We start from the raw sequence: 18940 nt of genomic DNA, 5'->3' as shown, positions 1-18940 counted from the left end.
TCCTTCTGCATACGGATTACCTTTTATCCATACTGTTCAAATATTTCACAAGGACATCGATCAGTTTTAAAAACCCCTTTTCAAAGAACACACTGATACAGATGATCACTATAGTCCATGCAAAGAGTTCCGCTGTATCCAGATAGATTTTTGCGTTATACAGATTCTCTCCGATGGAGTTTTGGGGAATACCGATCACTTCCGCCGCCACTCCTGCCTTCCAGCATAGTCCCAGCCCCAGAGAGCACCCTGTCCGGAAAAAGGGCATGATCTGTGAAAGATAGATCCACCGCACTCTTTGCATGGCAGGAATCTGAAATACATCTGCCATTTCTTTCAGCTGAACATCCATGTGGCTGATCCCGTCCAGAACATTGGTATAAATAATAGGAAATACCATTAAAAAGGAAATGACAACAGAAAGATTGCGCGAAGATACCCAGATCAGCACAAGAATCACAAATGAAGCTACCGGGATAGATTTCACTGTCACAATAAACGGTTCCAGAAATTCCCGGACTCTCCGTGACACTGCTGCAAGGGCTGCCAGACCGGTCCCTGTCACAACCGCCAGCAGAAATCCGCCCATGATCCGAAGCAGCGAGGATGCAATGGACAGCCAAAATTCACTTTTTGCCGCCAGTTTTACAAGGGCAGACAGAACAGTGACAGGAGACACCAGAAGTATCTCCTGTCCGATCCACATACTCACGGCCTGCCAGATTACAAGCCATACGGCTACTGCCCATATTTTTATTTTTCCTTTATTCTTATTCTTCTGTGTAGTAGAAGTCATCGTTCGGCAGTTTTCCTCCTACAGACTCCGGATTCTGTTCCAGTAAAACGGACAGATATCCGGAGAGTTTCTCCTTCATTTCATCTCCGTCTATATAAGTGATATTACATTCAGGAAGCGCTTTTTCGGCCACATCAGCAGTTACAATCTCATACTGTCCTACAAGCTGTGCTGCTTCCTTTGTATTTTCATTTACATACTCTACGGAAGTCTCATAACGCTCCATAAAATCAGCAACAGCTTCCGGATGCTCCTTGGCAAACTCGCTGCGCACCACAACGACTCCGGTAAGAAGTGCACTTTGCTCCTCTTCTTCTCCCTGAAGTTTATCCCACTCTTCTGTCAGATCTAATGCCACCTTCAGATTCGGATTCTTGGCCATAGCTGTCGTGACAAAGGGCTGTGGAAGCATTGCGATCCCTGCTGCATCCTGGGCAAGAGCTGCCACACATTCGGAATGTTCGCTTTTCCACTCAATCGTCACATCTGCCGCAGGATCAATTCCATTTTGTTCCAGAATATAATTCAGCGCATATTCGGGAGTGGCTCCCTTTCCGCTGGCATAGATCGTCTTTCCTTTCAGATCTGCCGCAGATTGAATCGAATCTCCATTTTCTACAATATAAAGAACGCCCAGCGTATTGATCGCAAGCACCTTTACATCGCCTTCCGTTTTGTTATAAAGCACAGATGCTACATTCGCCGGGACTGCGGCAATATCGGTTTTCCCCTGTGAAATTGCAGGAGTCACCTCATCAATGGATGCGGCAATATTAAAATGATAGTTTTCTGTATCAATCTCTCCTTTGTCAGACTCGTCCATCATCCTTACCATTCCCATGGCAGTGGGACCTTTCAGAGCCGTAACATTGACATCTACCGGTTCGGCTTCCGTCTCCTGCTTCGTTTCCTCTGTTGTCTGTGTGGCCTCTGTATTATTTCCACAGCCTGCCAGCATACTGGCCGTCATTGTCAATGCCAGAAAGGCCGCTGCTGCTTTTTTCATTTTCATGATCCGTCTCCTCCTTCTCCCTCATCGTATCGACGCTATTATATCCCTTTTTCCGAATATTTGTAAAGGGACAAAAAGAGTTCCGCAAGCGGAACTCTCATTGGTCTTTCTATTTTACAGATTATATGGCCGGAACAAATGTCTTGGGATTCCGTCTACCATAACCGGTGATACATCACCCTGGATCAGCGGACGAACATAAGCGACAAACTCATCTGTCACGCCTGTTCCCTCTGCATTTACCCATTCTCTTGGAACGAGTTTTTCATCGTTGGCAATCTTATGAACATCCTTTACTTCTGTTCCGCACTGGTACGGATCATCAGACAGTCTCTGGAGCACTACCATTTTTCCTGAATCTCCTTCATCTGCAGCCTTTACTGCAGCACCACCCACCTGATATGCTTCCAGGATATCCACTCTGGACGCTGCGTGGGAAGCAGAACGCTGAAGCGTGCTAAGTTCAATTGCCCTTGTCTTACATCCGATCTCACCGGCAATAAAGTTGGCAAGATAGGACGCTGTTCCGGACAGCTGCTTATGACCAAACGCATCTACAAAGTCAACACTGTTTCCAAGCTCACATACATAAGTTCCGTCTTCGGTGCGGATTCCTTCTGAAACTGCAACTACAACAGACGGTTTCTGGGAAAGCAGCTCTTTTACCTTTGCGCTGAATGACTGCAGGTCAAAAGGAAGCTCCGGCAGATAGATCAGATCCGGTCCCTCGCAGTCCTCTCCTTTGGAAAGCGCCGCCGCTCCAGTCAGCCAGCCTGCATTTCTTCCCATAATTTCTACAATACTTACCAGCCCTTTACTATATTCCAGACAGAAACTGTCCCGGATGATCTCTTTTACAGAAGTGCCAATATATTTTGCCGCACTTCCGTAACCCGGCGTATGGTCTGTCAGGGCAAGGTCATTGTCAATTGTTTTCGGGCAGCCGATGAAACGGGTCGGATGTCCTGTCACAATAGCATAATCGGACAGCTTTTTGATCGTATCCATGGAGTCGTTTCCTCCGATATAAATAAAGGCTTCGATATCCAGCTTATCCAATATTCCAAAGATTTTTTCATATACCGCTCTGTCTTCATGGATCTCCGGGAGTTTATATCTGCAGGATCCAAGGAACGCTGCCGGTGTCCTCTTTAAAAGCTCTGCGTCAAGTTCTGTCGTAATATATTCGGAAAGATCCAGATATCTCTCCTGAAGGAGTCCCTGTACACCGTGGAGCATGCCGTACACTTTGTTGGCTCCTCTGTCTTTCGCTGTACGATATACTCCTGCAAGACTGGAATTGATTGCCGCTGTAGGTCCTCCTGATTGTCCTACGATTACATTTCGTCTCATAATTTTACCTCCGTCCTATACCTCAATAAACCTATTTTAGTATATTTCAACATATTTGTCCACAAAAACAATTTATATTTGTGTATTTTAACAATCAATCCTCTTTTGCCCAGCCATAAGAATACCGCACTGCTCTTTTCCAGCCTTTCAGTTTTTCTTCTCTTTGCTCTGCAGAAATCTGAGGAGTAAATACCCGGTCTGACGCCCATTTTTCCCGGATTTCCTCCTGACTGCTCCAAAAGCCTGCTGCCAGCCCTGCCAGGTAGGCTGCTCCCATCGCTGTTGTCTCTACGCATTTCGGCCTGTTTACCGGCGCCCCGCTTAAGTCTGCCTGCACCTGCATAAGGAAGTTATTTGCACTGGCTCCGCCGTCTACTTTCAGAGCGCTTAAGGTAATGCCGGAATCTGCCTCCATGGCTTTCAGCACATCATTGACCTGATAGGCAAGGGATTCCAAAGTTGCACGGATAATGTGGTATTTATTGACGCCTCTTGTAATTCCCACAATGGTTCCCCTTGCGTACGGATCCCAGTGAGGCGCCCCCAGTCCTGTAAAGGCCGGCACAACATAACATCCGTTTGTGTCCTCCACTTTTCCGGCCATATACTCCGAATCCTCAGCTGAATCAATGAGCCTCATCTCATCCCGCAGCCACTGGATCGCTGCGCCCGCCACAAAGATCGAGCCTTCCAGGGCATAGTTTATTCTTCCATCCAGCCCCCAGGCAATGGTTGTCAAAAGTCCATTGTCGGAAAATACCGGGCTTTCTCCTGTATTCATTAAAAGGAACCCGCCCGTCCCATATGTATTTTTGGCCTCTCCCGGCTGAAAACAGGTCTGTCCGAACAGAGCCGACTGCTGGTCTCCGGCTGCACCTCCAATGAGGATACGTCCTCCGAAATAAGAAGGATCTGTCTCCCCGTAAATATAGCTTGACGGTTTCACCTTAGGCAGCATGGATGCCGGAATGTCCAGAAGAGCCAAAATCTCTTCATCCCACTGCAGGGTGTTGATATTAAAAAGCATGGTTCTGGAAGCATTGGAATAATCGGTGACATGGATCTTCCCCTTTGTCAGCTTCCAGATCAGCCACGTCTCTACTGTTCCGAATAAAAGCCGGCCTTTTTCCGCTTTTTCCCTGGCTCCTTCCACATGATCCAGGATCCATTTGATCTTGGTGGCGGAAAAATAAGCATCAATCTTCAATCCCGTTTTCTGCCGGATCTTTTCCTCCCAGCCGTCCGCGATCAGCTTATCGCAGAACTTTGCTGTCCGTCTGCACTGCCAGACAATGGCCCGGCATATGGGTTCTCCTGTTATCTTGTCCCATACGATCACTGTTTCCCGCTGGTTCGTAATTCCGATCACCGCAATGTCCGAAGCCTCCGCTCCGATCTTGCTCATGGCTTCCACTGCTACTCCAAGCTGGCTGGACCAGATCTCGTCTGCATCATGCTCCACCCAGCCGGGCTTCGGAAAATACTGGGTAAACTCCTTTTGGGCCATGCTGCAGATCCTGCCCTCTTTTTCAAATAAAATACAGCGGTTGCTCGTTGTGCCCGCATCCAGTGCCATTACATACTTCGCCATAGCTTCTCCCTTCTTCTATTCGACACGTAGTAAAGTTAAAAAGTGTTACGTGTCAGATTGCATGAAACGGTGGGTCAAACTGCGTTTTACGGTGGGTTTTTTTGCATATTTCCTACATCCGTACCCGGAAACTTTTCTCATCTTCTTCCAGTGGAAGATCTTTGGTATCCATCCAGTCGATCCGGATAAAGCTGTCATGGCTTAGTCCGTATAAAAGCTTATCTACCAGTTGGGGACGCCCCTGTATTTCCAGAGTAACAGTCCCATCCATCTCATTTCTTACCCAGCCGGTAAGTCCCATGGATTTTGCCAGATATTTCGCCTTATATCGGAAGCCCACACCCTGTACTAATCCCTGAAAATGAATCCTTTTACGCACCTCTGCCATACCGTTTTCCCTCCGAATTGTCTTCTGCTCTTCATTTTAATTCTTTTTCGTATGTCTGGCAAGTATCACTGCCCAAAAGCGGTCCACACTATTAAAAGATTCTCACTGTCCAAAGACGCTTTGCTTTACACCCGCATTGCCCCGGACATAACACACCCGCCTGCCGCGCCGGCCTGCATCACTTCCTCCATCTGCCCGCTTCCCATGTGTATTCCTCCGATGGCATAGACAGGTACGCTGACAGACTGGCACACTTCTCTTAAAAATCCCAGCCCCCTGGGCTTTAAATCCTTTTTACAGTCCGTCTGGTAAATATGCCCTGCGGTCAGATAGGAAACGCCCAGCAGTTCTGCTTCTTTTGCCTCCTCCAAAGAGTGGACAGATGCGCCAATGACCGGAAATTCCGGCAGTCCTTTCTTTCCGCCATGTTTTCTTAGAAGAGGCAGCGGAAGATGGATTGCTGCCGCCCCTGCTTCCCTGGCTGCCTGTACAAACGTATGGTAAATGCAGGGGACCTCATACCTTTTGCATATAGCATAAACTTCTGACGCCAGCCGTCCGTATTCCTCCTCGCTTAGATCTTTTTCCCGGACGAGCACTGCTTCCGGTCTTTTCAGACAGATTCTTTCTATCTGCTCCATGTAGGGGCGCGCGGTCAGTTTCCGGTTTGTCACTGCGATCACATGTTCCCAGTTTTCCCTCTCTGTCTTTCTGCACATGGGCTGCCTCCTACACATAAATGGCGTCCGCCATAACGGGCTGCAGGTGATGTTCCCGCAAAGCTCCATAGATTTCCTCCACAGACCGGTCGTCGGAAATCTCGAACTGCTCATCCCCTTTATCCTGGACTTCCTCCCCGTGTTCTCCGATTCCGGTACTCACCCCGGCAGAAATTTTAGTGGCTGCGATCTGCATCAGATTATCCCTCACTCTCGCGCACTCCCGGCTGGACACGGTAATCCCTGCAAAAGGCATAAACAGCCTGTAGGCGCAGATCACCTGAAGGAGCTGTCTTTCGTGAACATCCATAGGATTGATCCTGTCATTGTTGATGATCGGGCGAAGTCTCGGACATGAGAACGCAATCTCTGCATGGGGATATTTTTTCTGTAAAAGATAAGCGTGCATTCCCGTGGCAAAAGCGTCCTTCCTGAAGTCGTCCAACCCCAGCAGCGCTGAGAGTCCCACTCCTCGCATTCCTCCCATCAGCGCTCTTTCCTGAGCATAAAACCGATATGGGAAAATTCGCTTATGTCCGGCCAGATGAAGCGTTTCATATTTATCCGGATTGTAAGTCTCCTGAAAAACTGTCACATAGTCCGCTCCGCACTTGTGCAGATAAGCGTATTCGTCCGTATTCACAGGATAGATTTCCAGCCCGATGACTTTAAAATATTCTCTTGCCATTTCCACTGCTTTTCCAATGTATTCTACTGTGGATTTTTTCCGGCTCTCCCCGGTAAGGATCAGGATCTCCTGAAGTCCGGTCTTTGCAATGGCCGCAAATTCCCGGCGGATCTCTTCTTCATTCAGCTGTGCCCTGCGAATATGATTATGGCAGTTAAAGCCGCAGTAAATACAGTAATTTTCACAGTAGTTTGCTATATAGACCGGAGTAAACATACTGACAGAATTTCCGAAATATTTCTGTGTCTCTGCCTGGGCCTTCCTTGCCATCTCCTCCAGAAGGGGAAGGGCCGCCGGAGAAAGAAGCGCCTGAAAATCCTTAAGCGTCCTTCTTTCCTTTGCGAGGGCGTTTCTGACGTCACTTTCTGTAAAAGAATCATAGTCATAGGCTTTCGTTTCCGCCAGCACCTGCTCCAGCATATCCGACGGAATCTGTTCCATATCCGGCAGATAAGTCATATGATCGATCCGATGTTCTTTTTGGTGCTCTTTGATCTCGTCACTTAAAATACTTTCGTTGATCTTTTCCATCTCTTTCCCCTCCTAGTCTCTCAAATATCCTGTCAGCGGGGAAGAAGCGCTTCCGCCCCTTGCCATGGTCTGTCCCATTCCCGCAAGATAAGCGGCCCGTCCTGCCTGCACGGCAAGCCCCATAGCTCCCGCCATTGCCTTTACATCGCCGGAAGATGCGATGGCCGTATTTGCCATGACAGCCGCTGCTCCCATCTCCATGGCCTCACATGCCTGGGACGGCCTTCCGATCCCTGCGTCTACGATAACAGGCAGGTCGATCTCATCAATAAGAATCTGGATAAATTCCTTTGTGCAAAGCCCTTTATTGGAGCCGATAGGCGCTCCCAGAGGCATAATGCAGGCTGCTCCCGCATCCGCCATATCTCTGGCCGCATTGAGATCCGGATACATATAAGGCATCACCACAAATCCTTCTTTTGCCAGAATTTCCGTTGCCCGGACTGTCTCGTAATTATCCGGCAGCAGATATTTGCTGTCGCGCATGATCTCAATCTTCACAAATTCACTGCCGCAGACTTCCCGGGCCAGCCTGGCGATCCTCACTGCCTCCTCGGCGTTCCTTGCCCCCGAAGTATTTGGCAGTATAGTTATTCCTTCCGGTATATAATCTAAAATATTGGCAAGTCCGCCCTCATTTGCTCTCCGAAGAGCCATGGTCACGATCTGCGCTCCGGCGTTTTCCACAGCCGCCTGTATCAGATCCAGAGAATACTTTCCGGATCCTAAAATAAATCTGGATGTAAATTCGTGATCCCCCAACTTCCATGTATCTTTTTCTGTATTCATCTTTCTTTCCTCCCTGCTGTTATTCTTATTTTTTCTATTTCCTTTCGTTAGCGTCGGTGTACAAGAACATATACGGTATACTTTTCCCTTATGATTTTTCCAGGATCAGCCTCACGATCATATTTGCCTGATGAGCCGCACACAGCGCCACCCGGGGCGCCATCAGTCCCGGCACCTCCTCTGCCGTGGATGTCTCGTCGCCGCACAGATAAAAATGGTCCGTAATTCTTCTGGTGCGTATTTTATTGCTGTCCCCAAATCCTGCCATGCCGCTTGCCGCCACCAGATATTTCCCCGGAAAATATTCCAGCGCAGAATTGACAAGCATCGCTTTATATTCCGGCACATCAAAAGCCTCACAGATATAATCATCCTCCTGAAACAATTCCCGGACATTTTCCTCCTGTATTTTGATACATTCTGTACGGATATCAAGATATGGATTGATCCTCTGCAGATTTTCTCTTATGGCGTCCGTTTTGTACATTCCGATCTGGCTGATAAAATACTGCTGCCGATTTAAGTTGGTAATGTCCACACGGTCAAAATCGATCAGGTGCAGATGTCCTACACCGATCCGGGCAAGACTGACTGCAATATTAGAGCCAAGCCCTCCAAGCCCTGCGACCGCCACCCTGGCTTTTCTCAAACTCTCCTGGATTCCGGAGCTGTGCCTTTCCTCCAGGGCCTTTTCTATTTCTTGCTTTGTTATCATCCTGCGGATTTCCTTTCCTGTAAATTTAGCCCCCTCCTACAAAACTTACGACTTCCAGCACATCTCCATCCTGTAGGATAATGTCCTGATAGGAAGTCTTGGGGATGATCTCTCCGTTTCGTTCTACTGCAATGCGCTCCATGCGGTATCCTTTCTCTTCCAGATATTCCTTGAGCGTCTTTCCTTCCAAATGCAGCTCTTCTTGGCCATTTATCCGAATCATTCTCCTTCTCCTTTCCTGCCTCGATATAGAGGAGAAACTGTTCCTATACAAGGAACAAATTTCCACTTCGCGCGAGTGCGCATCCCGCGGAGCGTTTATTTAATGGGGAACGAAGTTCCCTGCTAAATAAAAAAAGGTTCACGAAAGAATACACCCGCGGTGGTGCACCCCTTCATGAACCTTTGGCTCACTCTATGTCTGGCAATATTATTTTGTGACAGGAATCAAAGTTTCCTAGTTGAATAAAAAAACGGGAAATGGATCTTTGCCCTTTCCCGCACTGAAACAATGTATTTCCCTACGTTGGCATTATCCAAATCAGGTTTCGGGTCGAAGCTTCTCCGCTTCCTCTCAGCCTGTATACAAGCTCCCCGTTTTCACATGTTTTATATTAAAACTTTCCTTCTCCAATGTCAATACCCAGCCTGGCAAATGTGCGAAGTCAGAAGCTCCTGCTCTCCTGGATCGGAAAACGGATTTCTACAATAAACCATCCATCCTGGATTCCTGCCTCTATGGTTCCTCCCATTCGTTCTGTCAGTTCCTTTGCAATGGAAAGACCGAGCCCGGTAGAGCTGCGGCTCCTTGCCTCATCTGCTTTATAAAAGCGGTCAAAAACATGTTCAACCTCTATTTTTTCCGCTCCATCCACCATATTTTCAAAAGAAAGGACCGCACTTTCCTGACGGCGTTCCAGGCGGATACGGATTTTATTACGCCCATGATCCAGACCGTTTTTTATCAGATTCTGGATCACCCGTTTCAGCGCCGGAACATTTCCTTCCATTTCCAGCTCTTCTTCCGTGATGTAGATCTCCGGCTGTATACCCAATGCCATCCACTCTTCATAATAGGAAAAAATCGTTTCTTTTAATATGCGGCCCAGGCGGCACCGCTCCAGCTCCATCTGGTATCCTCCGCTTTGCAGCTTCGTATAAGTAAAAAGCTCTTCCAGCATATCTTTCAGGCTCCTGATCCTCTCCTGTATGACCTGAAGATATCTCTGCTTCTCTTCCTCGTCTTTACTCTCCTCCAAAAGCTGGAAATAACCGTCCAGTGAAGTCAGCGGAGTACGGATATCATGGGACAGACTGGTATATACTTCAGCAATCTCTTCCTCCTTTTTATCCGATTCCTTCTTCCTCTCCCGCCTTTCCAGGAGCAGCTCATTCAGCTTTTCCGCCAGCTCCTCTATCCCGCCGAAACGGATCTGCGTCGTTACCATCATGTTGCTGTCATGTTCTCTCAAAAACGCGATCTGGCGGCAGATGTCTTTCATCTGCCGCTGATATTTCCAGAGCATACCTGCCAGGATCATGATAAGTATAATAAGCAGGACAATAACGATTATAACGATCATCTTTTTCTCCTTCCGCCTGACGGGATGCTCTTAAAAAACCCTTCAAGCTCCTAAACGTCTCTTTTCTGAAATACTGTGCCTGCAAGAGCAAGGGCGCACACTGTGAAGGCCGCTGCTATGATAAGTGCCGAACGTACATCCGCGCCGCTCATTTCCATAGGGATCATACTGATCTTCCCGGTTACCGTGTGAGCCATAAAGTCAAAACTTTCAAATCCCAGCTTTTGGATCAGAAGGTTCACCATTCCGTAAAGCATCATGGTAAGATTCATGCACAGACATACACCCAGCAGCATACTGAGCACATTGCTTCTTAAGATCACGCTGACTGCTGTCAGAACGATCATAAATGCACAGTGGAGAACTGCCTGAATGCCAAAGTAAGAAAGGAACTCTCCCACATTTCCCCATTCCAGATATCCGAAAAGCACTCTTGCACTTATCACTTCCAGTATTGTAAAAATAACCAGAGTCAGTATGGTATAGAGGACGACTGCCACTGTCTTGGCCGCCACAAGCCCGAACCGGTTCCTTACCTGACCGGCTGTATTCTTTACAAATCCGCTGTTTAAGTCTGCATTGGAAAAAATAACAGTAAAGATCGCAATAAAAAGCGCAATAAATTTCCCCTGCACGTTAGCAAAAAACAGATCATATACTGTTACCCTTTCTCCAGGCGTTGTGGGAAGAGTCACCGTCAGCCCAAGATTCGGCGTCTCGTTCTCCCCTCCTTGGGAATCTGTGTAGCTGACCTCTGCATTTACCGGCGCTGTCTTCATGGCCTCTGTCTCTGCATTGTATTCATCAAAACTCATATAATTGGTAAACAGCACACAAAACACCATCACAAGCATGATGATATAAGCGCTCTTTGTGTGAAACATCCGGTATACTTCCATTTTTATCATATTAAGCATGTGCATTCCCTCCTGTCAGATTGAGAAAATAGGTTTCCAGCTCTTCATTTGTCACAGCAAGTCCTTTCACGGGAATGCCTGCTTTTGCAAATTCCATGTTAAGCCGGGCGCTCTCATCCAGCCGCTCAAACACGTATATATGCTCTTTGTCCATCACCTGGTACCGGCGTATCCCCAGCCGGTCCAGTACCGGAATGGCAAGTTCCGGTGACGAGAGAGTAATCTCCAGCCGCTCGCTGCATCTTTCCCGCAGCTCCTCATCTGTGATCTCCTGCAGAAGGGTTCCCTGATGAATGATCCCGTAATCCGTGGCGATCTTGGACAATTCCTCCAAAATATGACTGGATATGAGGATCGTCATATTTCTCTCTTTGTTCAGCCGCAGGATAGTTTCTCTTACCTCCGCAATCCCCTGGGGATCCAGACCGTTGATGGGCTCATCCAGCACCAGAAGATCCGGCTCGCCGATGAGAGCCATAGCAATCCCAAGCCTCTGCTTCATACCAAGCGAATACCTCTTCACATGTTTTTTCCCTACATCCTTCAGTCCCACAACCTCAAGAAGCTCTTCAATATATCCCTTCTTCTGTACTCCCAGGAGAAGGCATTTCATTTTCATATTATCCCGGGCTGTCATATTTCCATAAAGTCCCGGACCCTCGATCAGACATCCCACTCTGGAACGGATCTGTTTCAGCTCCCTTCCTCTGCAGCCGAACATCTCGATCTCTCCTGCCGTCGGTGAAGCAAGTCCGCCGATCATTCTAAGAGTCGTTGTCTTTCCGGCTCCGTTCCTTCCGATAAATCCGTAAATAGCTCCTCGCTTTATATGCATGCTCACCTGATCGACCGCCTTATGCCTTCCGAACTGCTTTGTCAGGGCGCTGGTGCTAAGTAACAATTCACTCACCGTCTCTTTCACTCCTTTTCTTTTTTATTTACAGGCTACAGTCTAAACTTCTTCCTTTAATCCTTCGCAAATAAATACTAAAGAAAAGGTAAAGATTACTGGCAAATGCGGTATCCGATCCCCCAGATCGTCTCAATGTACTCTGTATCAGACACGCCTTTCAGTTTTTTGCGTATATTGCTGATATGGACATCCAATGTCTTTGTCTCACCCACATAGGGCTCCTGCCATGCATATTCAAAAATTTCCTCCTTACTGTACACCTTCTTCGGATGAGAAAGAAGCAGCTCTAAAATAGCAAACTCCTGTCTGGTAAGGCGGGGAAGCTCACATCCTCCCGCTGTCACCGTAAAGGTATCCTTGTCAAGGGTCATGTCTTTATAGACGATCTTCCGTTCCTCCGCCCCTTCCTTTGGTCCTTTTCTCCGAAGCTGCACTTCTATGCGGGCCAGAACTTCACGGATTTCAAAAGGCTTTGTAATGTAATCATCCGCCCCGCTTTTAAGCAGATCGATCTTATCATCCAGCATATCCCTTGCGGTGAGAACAATCACGGGAGTGTCTCCCTTCCCCCTGATCTCTTCAAGCACCTTCTCCCCCGGAATACCGGGCAGCATCAGATCCAGTAGCACCAGATCATAGTCTTCCATTTTCATAAGAAGACGGGCCTCTGTTCCGGAAAATGCCTGGCTGCACTCATACCCTGCCTTTTCCAGTGCTTCTTTCAGAAGATTGTTAATATTTGTATCGTCATCTATGATAAGAATACGCTCCATTTCCGCGACTTCTCCTTTCATGTCCACTCCTCAAAATCCTCTGCTTTTGAGGTCTTCTCTCCGAGTTAATATTACGATAGCAATTGTGCCACTTCCCACCAGGAAAGTCAACCGGCGCATTGACTGGCCATATATGGATAGGCCGAAGATGCGTTATAAAAACTTTACATTAAGGCTTTTAAATGCTATAATAAACAAACTTTTACGGTAAAGGAGGCAAAATATATGGACAGTTGTGATAATCAAGGTCAACGTGCATACAGCGATGGGAACGACTTGAATTATATTTCAAGTGTCTGTATTTATGCCCTTTTGTAATATATTTAAGCCTTTTCCATCGTCAGAGAATCTCACAACCATATGTGTTTGTGCAGCATTTAGCTGTGATGGATTTTTTATGCCCTTTTTTGGGAGATAGGAGGCTTAATTTGAAAAGAAAAAATATCTTAACGGACATTCGCTCAATCAATTCTTACAACATCGAAGAAATCGGCAGCCTGATTACAACAAATTATATTAAAATATCCCGGGAATTGTCTGTCCGCCAGGCAATGCGGGAACTGATCAAAGAGGCAGGGAAGCATGATAATATTTCAACCATCTATGTAGTCGATCAAAACGACCGATTTTATGGTGCGATTGATCTGAAAGATCTGATTGCTGCCAGAAAATACGATTCTCTGGACAACATTATCACCCGATCCTACCCTTATCTTCTCGATCATGAAAATATATCGGAGAATATAGAAAAGATCAAAGATTATGGACAAGATTCTCTTCCCGTATTAACCAGTGAAGGAAAAATACTCGGCATCTTAACATCTCGGGATATGCTCGAAGTTATAGATGATGAAATGAGCGACGACTATGCAAAACTTGGCGGCTTAACGAAAGAAGAAGATTTAAAAGAGACAACAAAAGAAAGTATGAAAAAGCGCCTTCCATGGCTCATTATCCTATTGTTTTTGGGTATGGGCGTTTCTACAGTGGTCGGAGTTTTTGAAAATATTGTTGCGGTACTGCCCATTATTATTTGTTTCCAATCATTAATTTTAGATATGGCCGGGAATGTGGGAACACAGTCTCTGGCAGTAACGATAAGGGTTCTTATGGATGAGGAAATGGACGGAAAGGATAAGCTTTCCCTTGTTATAAAGGAATTAAAAATCGGATTGGGGAATGGTATCCTGCTTGGATTTCTGTCTTTATTTTTCCTTGGAATATATATTTATTTCTTTAAGAATTACCGCTTTTTTCATGCATTGATGATATCCGGATGTGTCGGTACGGCATTATTGGTGTCTATGGCCATATCAAGCCTGGTCGGAACGCTGATTCCGCTGTTTTTTCATAAAATCAAAGTGGATCCTGCAATAGCGTCAGGCCCGCTCATTACAACCGTCAATGATCTGGTAGCCGTCGTCACTTATTACGGACTGTCATGGCTCTTCCTGATTCAATGGAGACATTTCATATAAATGTTTCAGGCTTTGAAAGCAGGAAAGAGCCGATACAGCTATGATTTTCCGGTTGCCATCATTTGTCAGTATGCTATAATTTTGTCATATAAATCTCCGGACGAAGGGTCTATATCATATATAGAAGCCTCTTGTCCGGAAAATCTGGAGAAAGAAGGAATCTATATGAGTTTATTCGAGAATAAAAAAATTGCCGTGGTCGGTCTTGGCGGAGTGGGCGGCTACATAGGCGCTCTGCTTGCCGATACTTATCCCCATGTCTCCTTTGTTGCCAGAGGCGCACGGAAGAAGGCCATTGATGAACATGGTCTAATCCTCCACAGTGATTACCGTGGAGAGCGTATCGTTCATCCGGAAAAAACAGTGGAATCTGCTGAAGATCTGGAGATACAGGATTACATTTTCATCTGTGTCAAAAATTATTCCCTGCAGGACGCCTGTCTTTCCATGAAAAACTGCGTCGGCGATCACACAGTCATTGTCCCCGTAATGAACGGGGCTGACCCGGCAGACAGGGTCAGAGGATATTTATCTCATGGAACGGTGATCGATTCTCTCATTTACATTGTCGCATTTGCCAATGCGGATTTCTCCGTCACTCAGCAGGATCAGTTTGCCAATCTCCATGTGGGGATTCAAAATGCCTCTGAAGCACAGTGGGAGATCATCCTTTCCGTTTCCAGGCTTTTAAACGGCGCCGGCATTGACTGCGAAGCTGATCGGGATATCCAGGCTGAAATCTGGAAAAAATATATCCTGAACTGCGCTTACAATGTAGAAACGGCCCTCTATGACAATACCATCGGACAGCTCAGATCCGATCCGAAAAAAGCGGCCGAATATGAAGCTCTGGTAGAGGAAGCCTACCAGGTGGCTCTTGCAAAGGGAATACATGTAGAACCCAAACACCGGGATGCGATCCTTCACCGCTTCTATTATGAACTGGCTGATAATGCCACCAGCTCTCTGCAAAGAGATGTAAATGCAGGCCGCCAGACAGAGCTTGAAACCTTCAGCGGCTATATTGTAAAAGAATCAAAACGGCTTCATATCCCGGCTCCGGTATCCGAGCGCATGTACGGACAGCTGGGTGAAATCTGCCATAAAGATGGAAAGGCGGGAACAAAATGAAACGGCTGCTGGGTTATCTGAAAAAACATCCTGTGATCACAATACTGGCACCTCTTTTCAAAATGCTGGAAGCTACGTTTGAATTGTTCGTCCCTCTTGTTGTGGCACAGATGATTGACGTAGGAATTGCCGGAAATAATGGGGCATATCTGTGGAAAATGGGCGGTCTTTTGATCCTCCTTGGAATCATCGGGTTCTCCTTTTCCCTGACAGCCCAGTATTTTGCTGCCAAATCCGCTATCAGCGCCGGAATGGCTATGCGCAGTGACCTTTTCGCTCATATTAATACCTTGTCCTACCAGGAAATTGACGCCATCGGCACTTCTACCTTGATCAACCGGATGACAGGCGATGTCAATCAGGTGCAAAACGGCGTCAACATGTTTCTCCGGCTTTTTCTGCGCTCTCCTTTTGTAGTACTGGGAGCAATGGTGATGGCGTTTACAGTAGACGTAAAAGCGGCCCGCCCTTTCGCTGTTACCATTCCGGCTCTTTTGATCGTTGTATTTATCATTTTGCTGGCAAGCATGCCCCTTTATAAAGCGGTACAGAAACAGCTGGACCGGGTTCTTTTGTCCACCAGAGAAAATCTCCTTGGCATCCGGGTGGTCCGCGCATTCGGCAGACAAAAAGAAGAAATGGAACATTTCCGCCAGGAGACAGACCAGCTGTACGGAAAACAGATCTTTGTAGGAAAAATATCAGCGCTTTTAAATCCTCTTACTTATGTCATTATTAATTTGGGGATTATTGCTGTCCTTTACTTTGGAGGCATACAGGTAAACGAAGGAAGCCTTACCCAGGGACAGGTTATTGCCCTCATCAACTATATGTCACAAATCTTAACCGAACTCATTAAGCTTGCTAATCTGATCATTCTTTTGTCCAGATCTCTGGCAAGTCTTGGCCGTGTAAACGCCCTGTTTGACGTACAGACCTCCATTCCAAAAGAAGGAGAAGTTTTCGCACCCGACCCCGGGGTAAACTGTGCTGGGGCAAACTGCGCTGCTGTAGAATTTGAACATGTGAGCTTCTCCTATGCCGGATCGAAAAGTGCAGCTTTGAAAGATCTAAGTTTCCAGGCCATGCCCGGGGAAACCATCGGCATTATCGGCGGAACAGGTTCCGGCAAGTCCACACTTGCCAGTCTGATCCCGCGATTTTATGAATGTTCCGCAGGGACGATCCGCCTTTTTGGACAAGACATCCGCTCCTTCGCCCCGGCCTCCATCCGAAAACATATCGGAATTGTTCCCCAGAAGGCTGCCGTATTCTCCGGCTCCTTAAGAGAAAACATGCAGTGGGGAAAAAAAGATGCCTCTGATACAGAAATCTATCAGGCTCTTACCATCGCCCAGGCCCGGGAGTTTGTGGATGCCAAAAAGGAAGGACTGGATCTTATGATCCAGCAGCAGGGGAGCAACTTATCCGGCGGTCAGAAGCAGCGCCTTACCATCGCCCGGGCACTGGTGGGAGCTCCTTCAATCCTTATTCTGGACGACAGCGCTTCCGCTCTTGATTTTGCCACAGATGCAAGGCTTCGGAAAGCAATCCGGGAAAATACCGGAAATACCACTGTATTTATTATTTCCCAGCGAGTATCTGCTGTTAAAAATGCGGACCGCATTCTGGTTATGGATGACGGCCGGATCGCCGGATGCGGCACACACCGGGAACTTTTGGATTCCAATGAAATTTATCAGGAAATCTGTGCTTCACAGCTTTCCGGAAAGGAGGCAGGTGCCAATGTCTGAAAAAATTTCATCTACGGACAACGCTCCGGACCAAAAATCGAAAAACAGACAGACGCTGAAGCGGATCCTCCGCCATATCCGCCCTTACCTGGGATATGTTATCCTGTCTTTGCTGCTTTCCGCTTTTACCGTTGCTTTGACTCTCTATGTCCCCATTCTTACGGGGCGGGGCGTGGACGCCATTGCCGGAAAAGGAGCTGTGGATTTTGACGCCCTCCTGGCCGTCATTTCTTCTATCATGATTTCCGTTATCCTTACCAGCGCCGGTCAGTGGATCATGAATCACATCAACAACAAAATTACCTATCATATTGTAAAAGACCTGCGCGTGCAGGCATTTGAAAAGCTGCAAAAACTGCCTCTTTCCTATGTGGACCGCCATTCTTCCGGAGATCTGATCAGCCGTATTATTACAGATATCGATCAGTTTTCTGACGGTCTTTTGCTTGGATTTACCCAGCTTTTTACAGGGGTTGCAACCATTGCGGGAACCATCTGCTTTATGCTTGCCATCAATCCTTTCATTGCGCTTGTGGTGATCGTTCTAAGCCCCCTGTCCTTCCTGCTGGCAAATTTCATATCCAGGAAATCTTTTGCCATGTTCCAAAAACAGTCCCAGACCCGCGGAGAGCTGACCGGATTTACCAATGAAATGCTGGGCGGGATCAAGGTTGTCCAGGCTTTCGGCCACCAGGATGAGGCACAGAAAACATTTGATGAGATCAATGAACGGCTTTCCGGCTATTCGCTGAAAGCCACTTTCTTCTCCTCTATTACCAATCCGGCCACCCGGTTTATGTACTCCTGCATCTATGCGGGCGTCACCATTGCCGGATGTTTCGGAACGATTCACGGCATGCTGACTGCTGGACAGCTGTCCAGCTTTTTAAGTTACACAAACCAGTACACAAAACCCTTTAATGACATCACAAGCGTTATGACAGAATTTCAAAATTCTCTCGCCTCAGCCGGTCGTGTCTTTGAGCTGATAGACGAGCCGGATGCGCCGAAAGAACCGGAAGACGCTGCCGCACTTCATGATCCTAAAGGTGAGATTAAAATCAGTCACGTGGATTTCTCCTACGTACCGGAAAAACCTCTGATACGGGACCTGAACCTTTCCGTGCGTCCCGGTCAGCGTATTGCGATCGTAGGACCTACCGGATGCGGAAAGACAACTGTCATCAATCTTCTGATGCGCTTCTATGATGTGCAGTCGGGATCCATCGAGGTAGACGGGCATGATATCCGCCGGCTCACCCGCCATTCCCTTCGGACAAGTTATGGAATGGTGCTTCAGGAAACGTGGCTGAAATCCGCTTCCATCCGGGACAACATTGCCTACGGAAAGCCTGACGCCTCCATGGAAGAAATCATTGCCGCTGCCAAAAAGGCACATGCCCACAGCTTTATCATGCGTATGCCGGAAGGATATGATACGGTCATCAGCGAAGGAGGAGAAAATCTTTCTCAGGGGCAGAAGCAGCTGCTTTGCATTGCGCGTATCATGCTCTGTCTGCCGCCAATGCTGATCTTAGATGAGGCGACTTCTTCCATCGATACGATGACAGAAATCCGGATCCAGCGCGCTTTTGAAACTTTGATGAAAGGGCGCACCAGCTTCATTGTAGCTCACCGCCTCTCTACCATCCAAAGCGCAGATGTGATCCTCGTCATGGATCAGGGACATATTGTGGAGCAGGGCACTCACCAGGAGCTTCTTGAAAAGGGCGGCTTCTACGCGAAGCTCTACAACAGCCAGTTTGCGGCAGATACGTAAAGAAAGATTTTTTCAAAATTAACGGTTGA

17 protein-coding genes, 1 pseudogene and 1 riboswitch are annotated in these 18940 nt (G+C 47.3%); of the genes and pseudogenes, 4 read left to right on the top strand and 14 right to left on the bottom strand.

Going from position 1 to position 18940, the window contains the following annotated elements; all coding sequences use genetic code 11:
* Positions 1-16: 16 nt before the first annotated feature.
* From R2J37_RS04535 to R2J37_RS04470, 14 genes are all read right to left on the bottom strand, one after another.
* Positions 17-796: an ABC transporter permease gene (locus tag R2J37_RS04535; RefSeq protein ID WP_316266301.1), complete on the bottom strand. Its 780-nt coding sequence runs from the start codon at positions 794-796 to the stop codon at positions 17-19.
* Entirely contained in the window at positions 771-1802 is a 1032-nt protein-coding gene (locus R2J37_RS04530; RefSeq protein WP_256193392.1) for an ABC transporter substrate-binding protein, read from the bottom strand. Before R2J37_RS04530 ends, R2J37_RS04535 begins: the two co-directional genes overlap by 26 nt.
* A gap of 120 nt (positions 1803-1922) precedes the next feature.
* Entirely contained in the window at positions 1923-3161 is a 1239-nt protein-coding gene (locus R2J37_RS04525; RefSeq protein WP_256193353.1) for a 6-phosphofructokinase, read from the bottom strand.
* Positions 3162-3255: 94 nt separating this feature from the next.
* Positions 3256-4752, bottom strand: coding sequence for a glycerol kinase GlpK (gene glpK / locus R2J37_RS04520; RefSeq protein WP_316266300.1), 1497 nt, complete (start codon positions 4750-4752; stop codon positions 3256-3258).
* 112 nt (positions 4753-4864) lie between these two features.
* Positions 4865-5140, bottom strand: coding sequence for an acylphosphatase (locus R2J37_RS04515; protein WP_230106909.1), 276 nt, complete (start codon positions 5138-5140; stop codon positions 4865-4867).
* Positions 5141-5265: 125 nt separating this feature from the next.
* Entirely contained in the window at positions 5266-5859 is a 594-nt protein-coding gene (locus tag R2J37_RS04510; RefSeq protein WP_230106910.1) for a thiamine phosphate synthase, read from the bottom strand.
* Positions 5860-5869: 10 nt separating this feature from the next.
* Positions 5870-7078, bottom strand: coding sequence for a 2-iminoacetate synthase ThiH (thiH, locus tag R2J37_RS04505; RefSeq protein ID WP_230106911.1), 1209 nt, complete (start codon positions 7076-7078; stop codon positions 5870-5872).
* 12 nt (positions 7079-7090) lie between these two features.
* A complete protein-coding gene (locus tag R2J37_RS04500; RefSeq protein ID WP_256193357.1) occupies positions 7091-7867 on the bottom strand; it encodes a thiazole synthase in 777 nt (258 codons plus the stop codon).
* A gap of 88 nt (positions 7868-7955) precedes the next feature.
* Entirely contained in the window at positions 7956-8582 is a 627-nt protein-coding gene (gene thiF / locus R2J37_RS04495; RefSeq protein WP_316266299.1) for a sulfur carrier protein ThiS adenylyltransferase ThiF, read from the bottom strand.
* 25 nt (positions 8583-8607) lie between these two features.
* Positions 8608-8805, bottom strand: coding sequence for a sulfur carrier protein ThiS (gene thiS / locus R2J37_RS04490; RefSeq protein ID WP_316266298.1), 198 nt, complete (start codon positions 8803-8805; stop codon positions 8608-8610).
* A 278-nt stretch (positions 8806-9083) separates the two neighbouring features.
* Positions 9084-9189, bottom strand: a riboswitch (TPP riboswitch).
* Between the two features lie 58 nt (positions 9190-9247).
* A complete protein-coding gene (locus R2J37_RS04485; RefSeq protein ID WP_230106915.1) occupies positions 9248-10165 on the bottom strand; it encodes a sensor histidine kinase in 918 nt (305 codons plus the stop codon).
* A 50-nt stretch (positions 10166-10215) separates the two neighbouring features.
* Positions 10216-11082, bottom strand: a complete 867-nt coding sequence (locus tag R2J37_RS04480) for an ABC transporter permease (RefSeq protein ID WP_230106916.1) — start codon at positions 11080-11082, stop codon at positions 10216-10218.
* A complete protein-coding gene (locus R2J37_RS04475; RefSeq protein ID WP_230106917.1) occupies positions 11075-11992 on the bottom strand; it encodes an ABC transporter ATP-binding protein in 918 nt (305 codons plus the stop codon). The genes R2J37_RS04480 and R2J37_RS04475 overlap by 8 nt, the downstream gene beginning before the upstream one ends.
* Before the next feature lie 95 nt (positions 11993-12087).
* Entirely contained in the window at positions 12088-12768 is a 681-nt protein-coding gene (locus R2J37_RS04470) for a response regulator transcription factor (RefSeq protein ID WP_316266987.1), read from the bottom strand.
* A 452-nt stretch (positions 12769-13220) separates the two neighbouring features.
* Between R2J37_RS04470 and R2J37_RS04465 the strand changes: the two are divergent.
* From R2J37_RS04465 to R2J37_RS04450, 4 genes and pseudogenes are all read left to right on the top strand, one after another.
* Positions 13221-14246, top strand: a pseudogene (locus tag R2J37_RS04465) (magnesium transporter); the annotation flags it as partial.
* Positions 14247-15377, top strand: coding sequence for a ketopantoate reductase family protein (locus R2J37_RS04460; protein WP_316266297.1), 1131 nt, complete (start codon positions 14247-14249; stop codon positions 15375-15377).
* On the top strand, positions 15374-17131 hold the full coding sequence (locus R2J37_RS04455) for an ABC transporter ATP-binding protein (RefSeq protein WP_316266296.1): 1758 nt from the start codon (positions 15374-15376) through the stop codon (positions 17129-17131). Before R2J37_RS04460 ends, R2J37_RS04455 begins: the two co-directional genes overlap by 4 nt.
* Positions 17124-18911 carry an ABC transporter ATP-binding protein gene (locus tag R2J37_RS04450; protein WP_316266295.1) on the top strand — a complete coding sequence of 596 codons (1788 nt, stop codon included), beginning with the start codon at positions 17124-17126 and terminating at the stop codon, positions 18909-18911. Before R2J37_RS04455 ends, R2J37_RS04450 begins: the two co-directional genes overlap by 8 nt.
* Positions 18912-18940: the final 29 nt, after the last annotated feature.

This window comes from Claveliimonas bilis, from assembly GCF_030296775.1.
Lineage (GTDB): Bacteria > Bacillota > Clostridia > Lachnospirales > Lachnospiraceae > Claveliimonas > Claveliimonas bilis.
This window is presented reverse-complemented; position numbering and strand designations above follow the sequence as displayed.

What these genes read in the sequence shown, in the direction of transcription:
- R2J37_RS04535 (WP_316266301.1), bottom strand. Translation starts at nt 796, where the DNA reads ATGACTTCTACTACACAGAAGAATAAGAATAAAGGAAAAATAAAAATA.
- R2J37_RS04530 (WP_256193392.1), bottom strand. Translation starts at nt 1,802, where the DNA reads ATGAAAAAAGCAGCAGCGGCCTTTCTGGCATTGACAATGACGGCCAGT.
- R2J37_RS04525 (WP_256193353.1), bottom strand. Translation starts at nt 3,161, where the DNA reads ATGAGACGAAATGTAATCGTAGGACAATCAGGAGGACCTACAGCGGCA.
- glpK (WP_316266300.1), bottom strand. Translation starts at nt 4,752, where the DNA reads ATGGCGAAGTATGTAATGGCACTGGATGCGGGCACAACGAGCAACCGC.
- R2J37_RS04515 (WP_230106909.1), bottom strand. Translation starts at nt 5,140, where the DNA reads ATGGCAGAGGTGCGTAAAAGGATTCATTTTCAGGGATTAGTACAGGGT.
- R2J37_RS04510 (WP_230106910.1), bottom strand. Translation starts at nt 5,859, where the DNA reads ATGTGCAGAAAGACAGAGAGGGAAAACTGGGAACATGTGATCGCAGTG.
- thiH (WP_230106911.1), bottom strand. Translation starts at nt 7,078, where the DNA reads ATGGAAAAGATCAACGAAAGTATTTTAAGTGACGAGATCAAAGAGCAC.
- R2J37_RS04500 (WP_256193357.1), bottom strand. Translation starts at nt 7,867, where the DNA reads ATGAATACAGAAAAAGATACATGGAAGTTGGGGGATCACGAATTTACA.
- thiF (WP_316266299.1), bottom strand. Translation starts at nt 8,582, where the DNA reads ATGATAACAAAGCAAGAAATAGAAAAGGCCCTGGAGGAAAGGCACAGC.
- thiS (WP_316266298.1), bottom strand. Translation starts at nt 8,805, where the DNA reads ATGATTCGGATAAATGGCCAAGAAGAGCTGCATTTGGAAGGAAAGACG.
- R2J37_RS04485 (WP_230106915.1), bottom strand. Translation starts at nt 10,165, where the DNA reads ATGATCGTTATAATCGTTATTGTCCTGCTTATTATACTTATCATGATC.
- R2J37_RS04480 (WP_230106916.1), bottom strand. Translation starts at nt 11,082, where the DNA reads ATGCTTAATATGATAAAAATGGAAGTATACCGGATGTTTCACACAAAG.
- R2J37_RS04470 (WP_316266987.1), bottom strand. Translation starts at nt 12,768, where the DNA reads ATGGAGCGTATTCTTATCATAGATGACGATACAAATATTAACAATCTT.
- R2J37_RS04460 (WP_316266297.1), top strand. Translation starts at nt 14,247, where the DNA reads ATGTTTCAGGCTTTGAAAGCAGGAAAGAGCCGATACAGCTATGATTTT.
- R2J37_RS04455 (WP_316266296.1), top strand. Translation starts at nt 15,374, where the DNA reads ATGAAACGGCTGCTGGGTTATCTGAAAAAACATCCTGTGATCACAATA.
- R2J37_RS04450 (WP_316266295.1), top strand. Translation starts at nt 17,124, where the DNA reads ATGTCTGAAAAAATTTCATCTACGGACAACGCTCCGGACCAAAAATCG.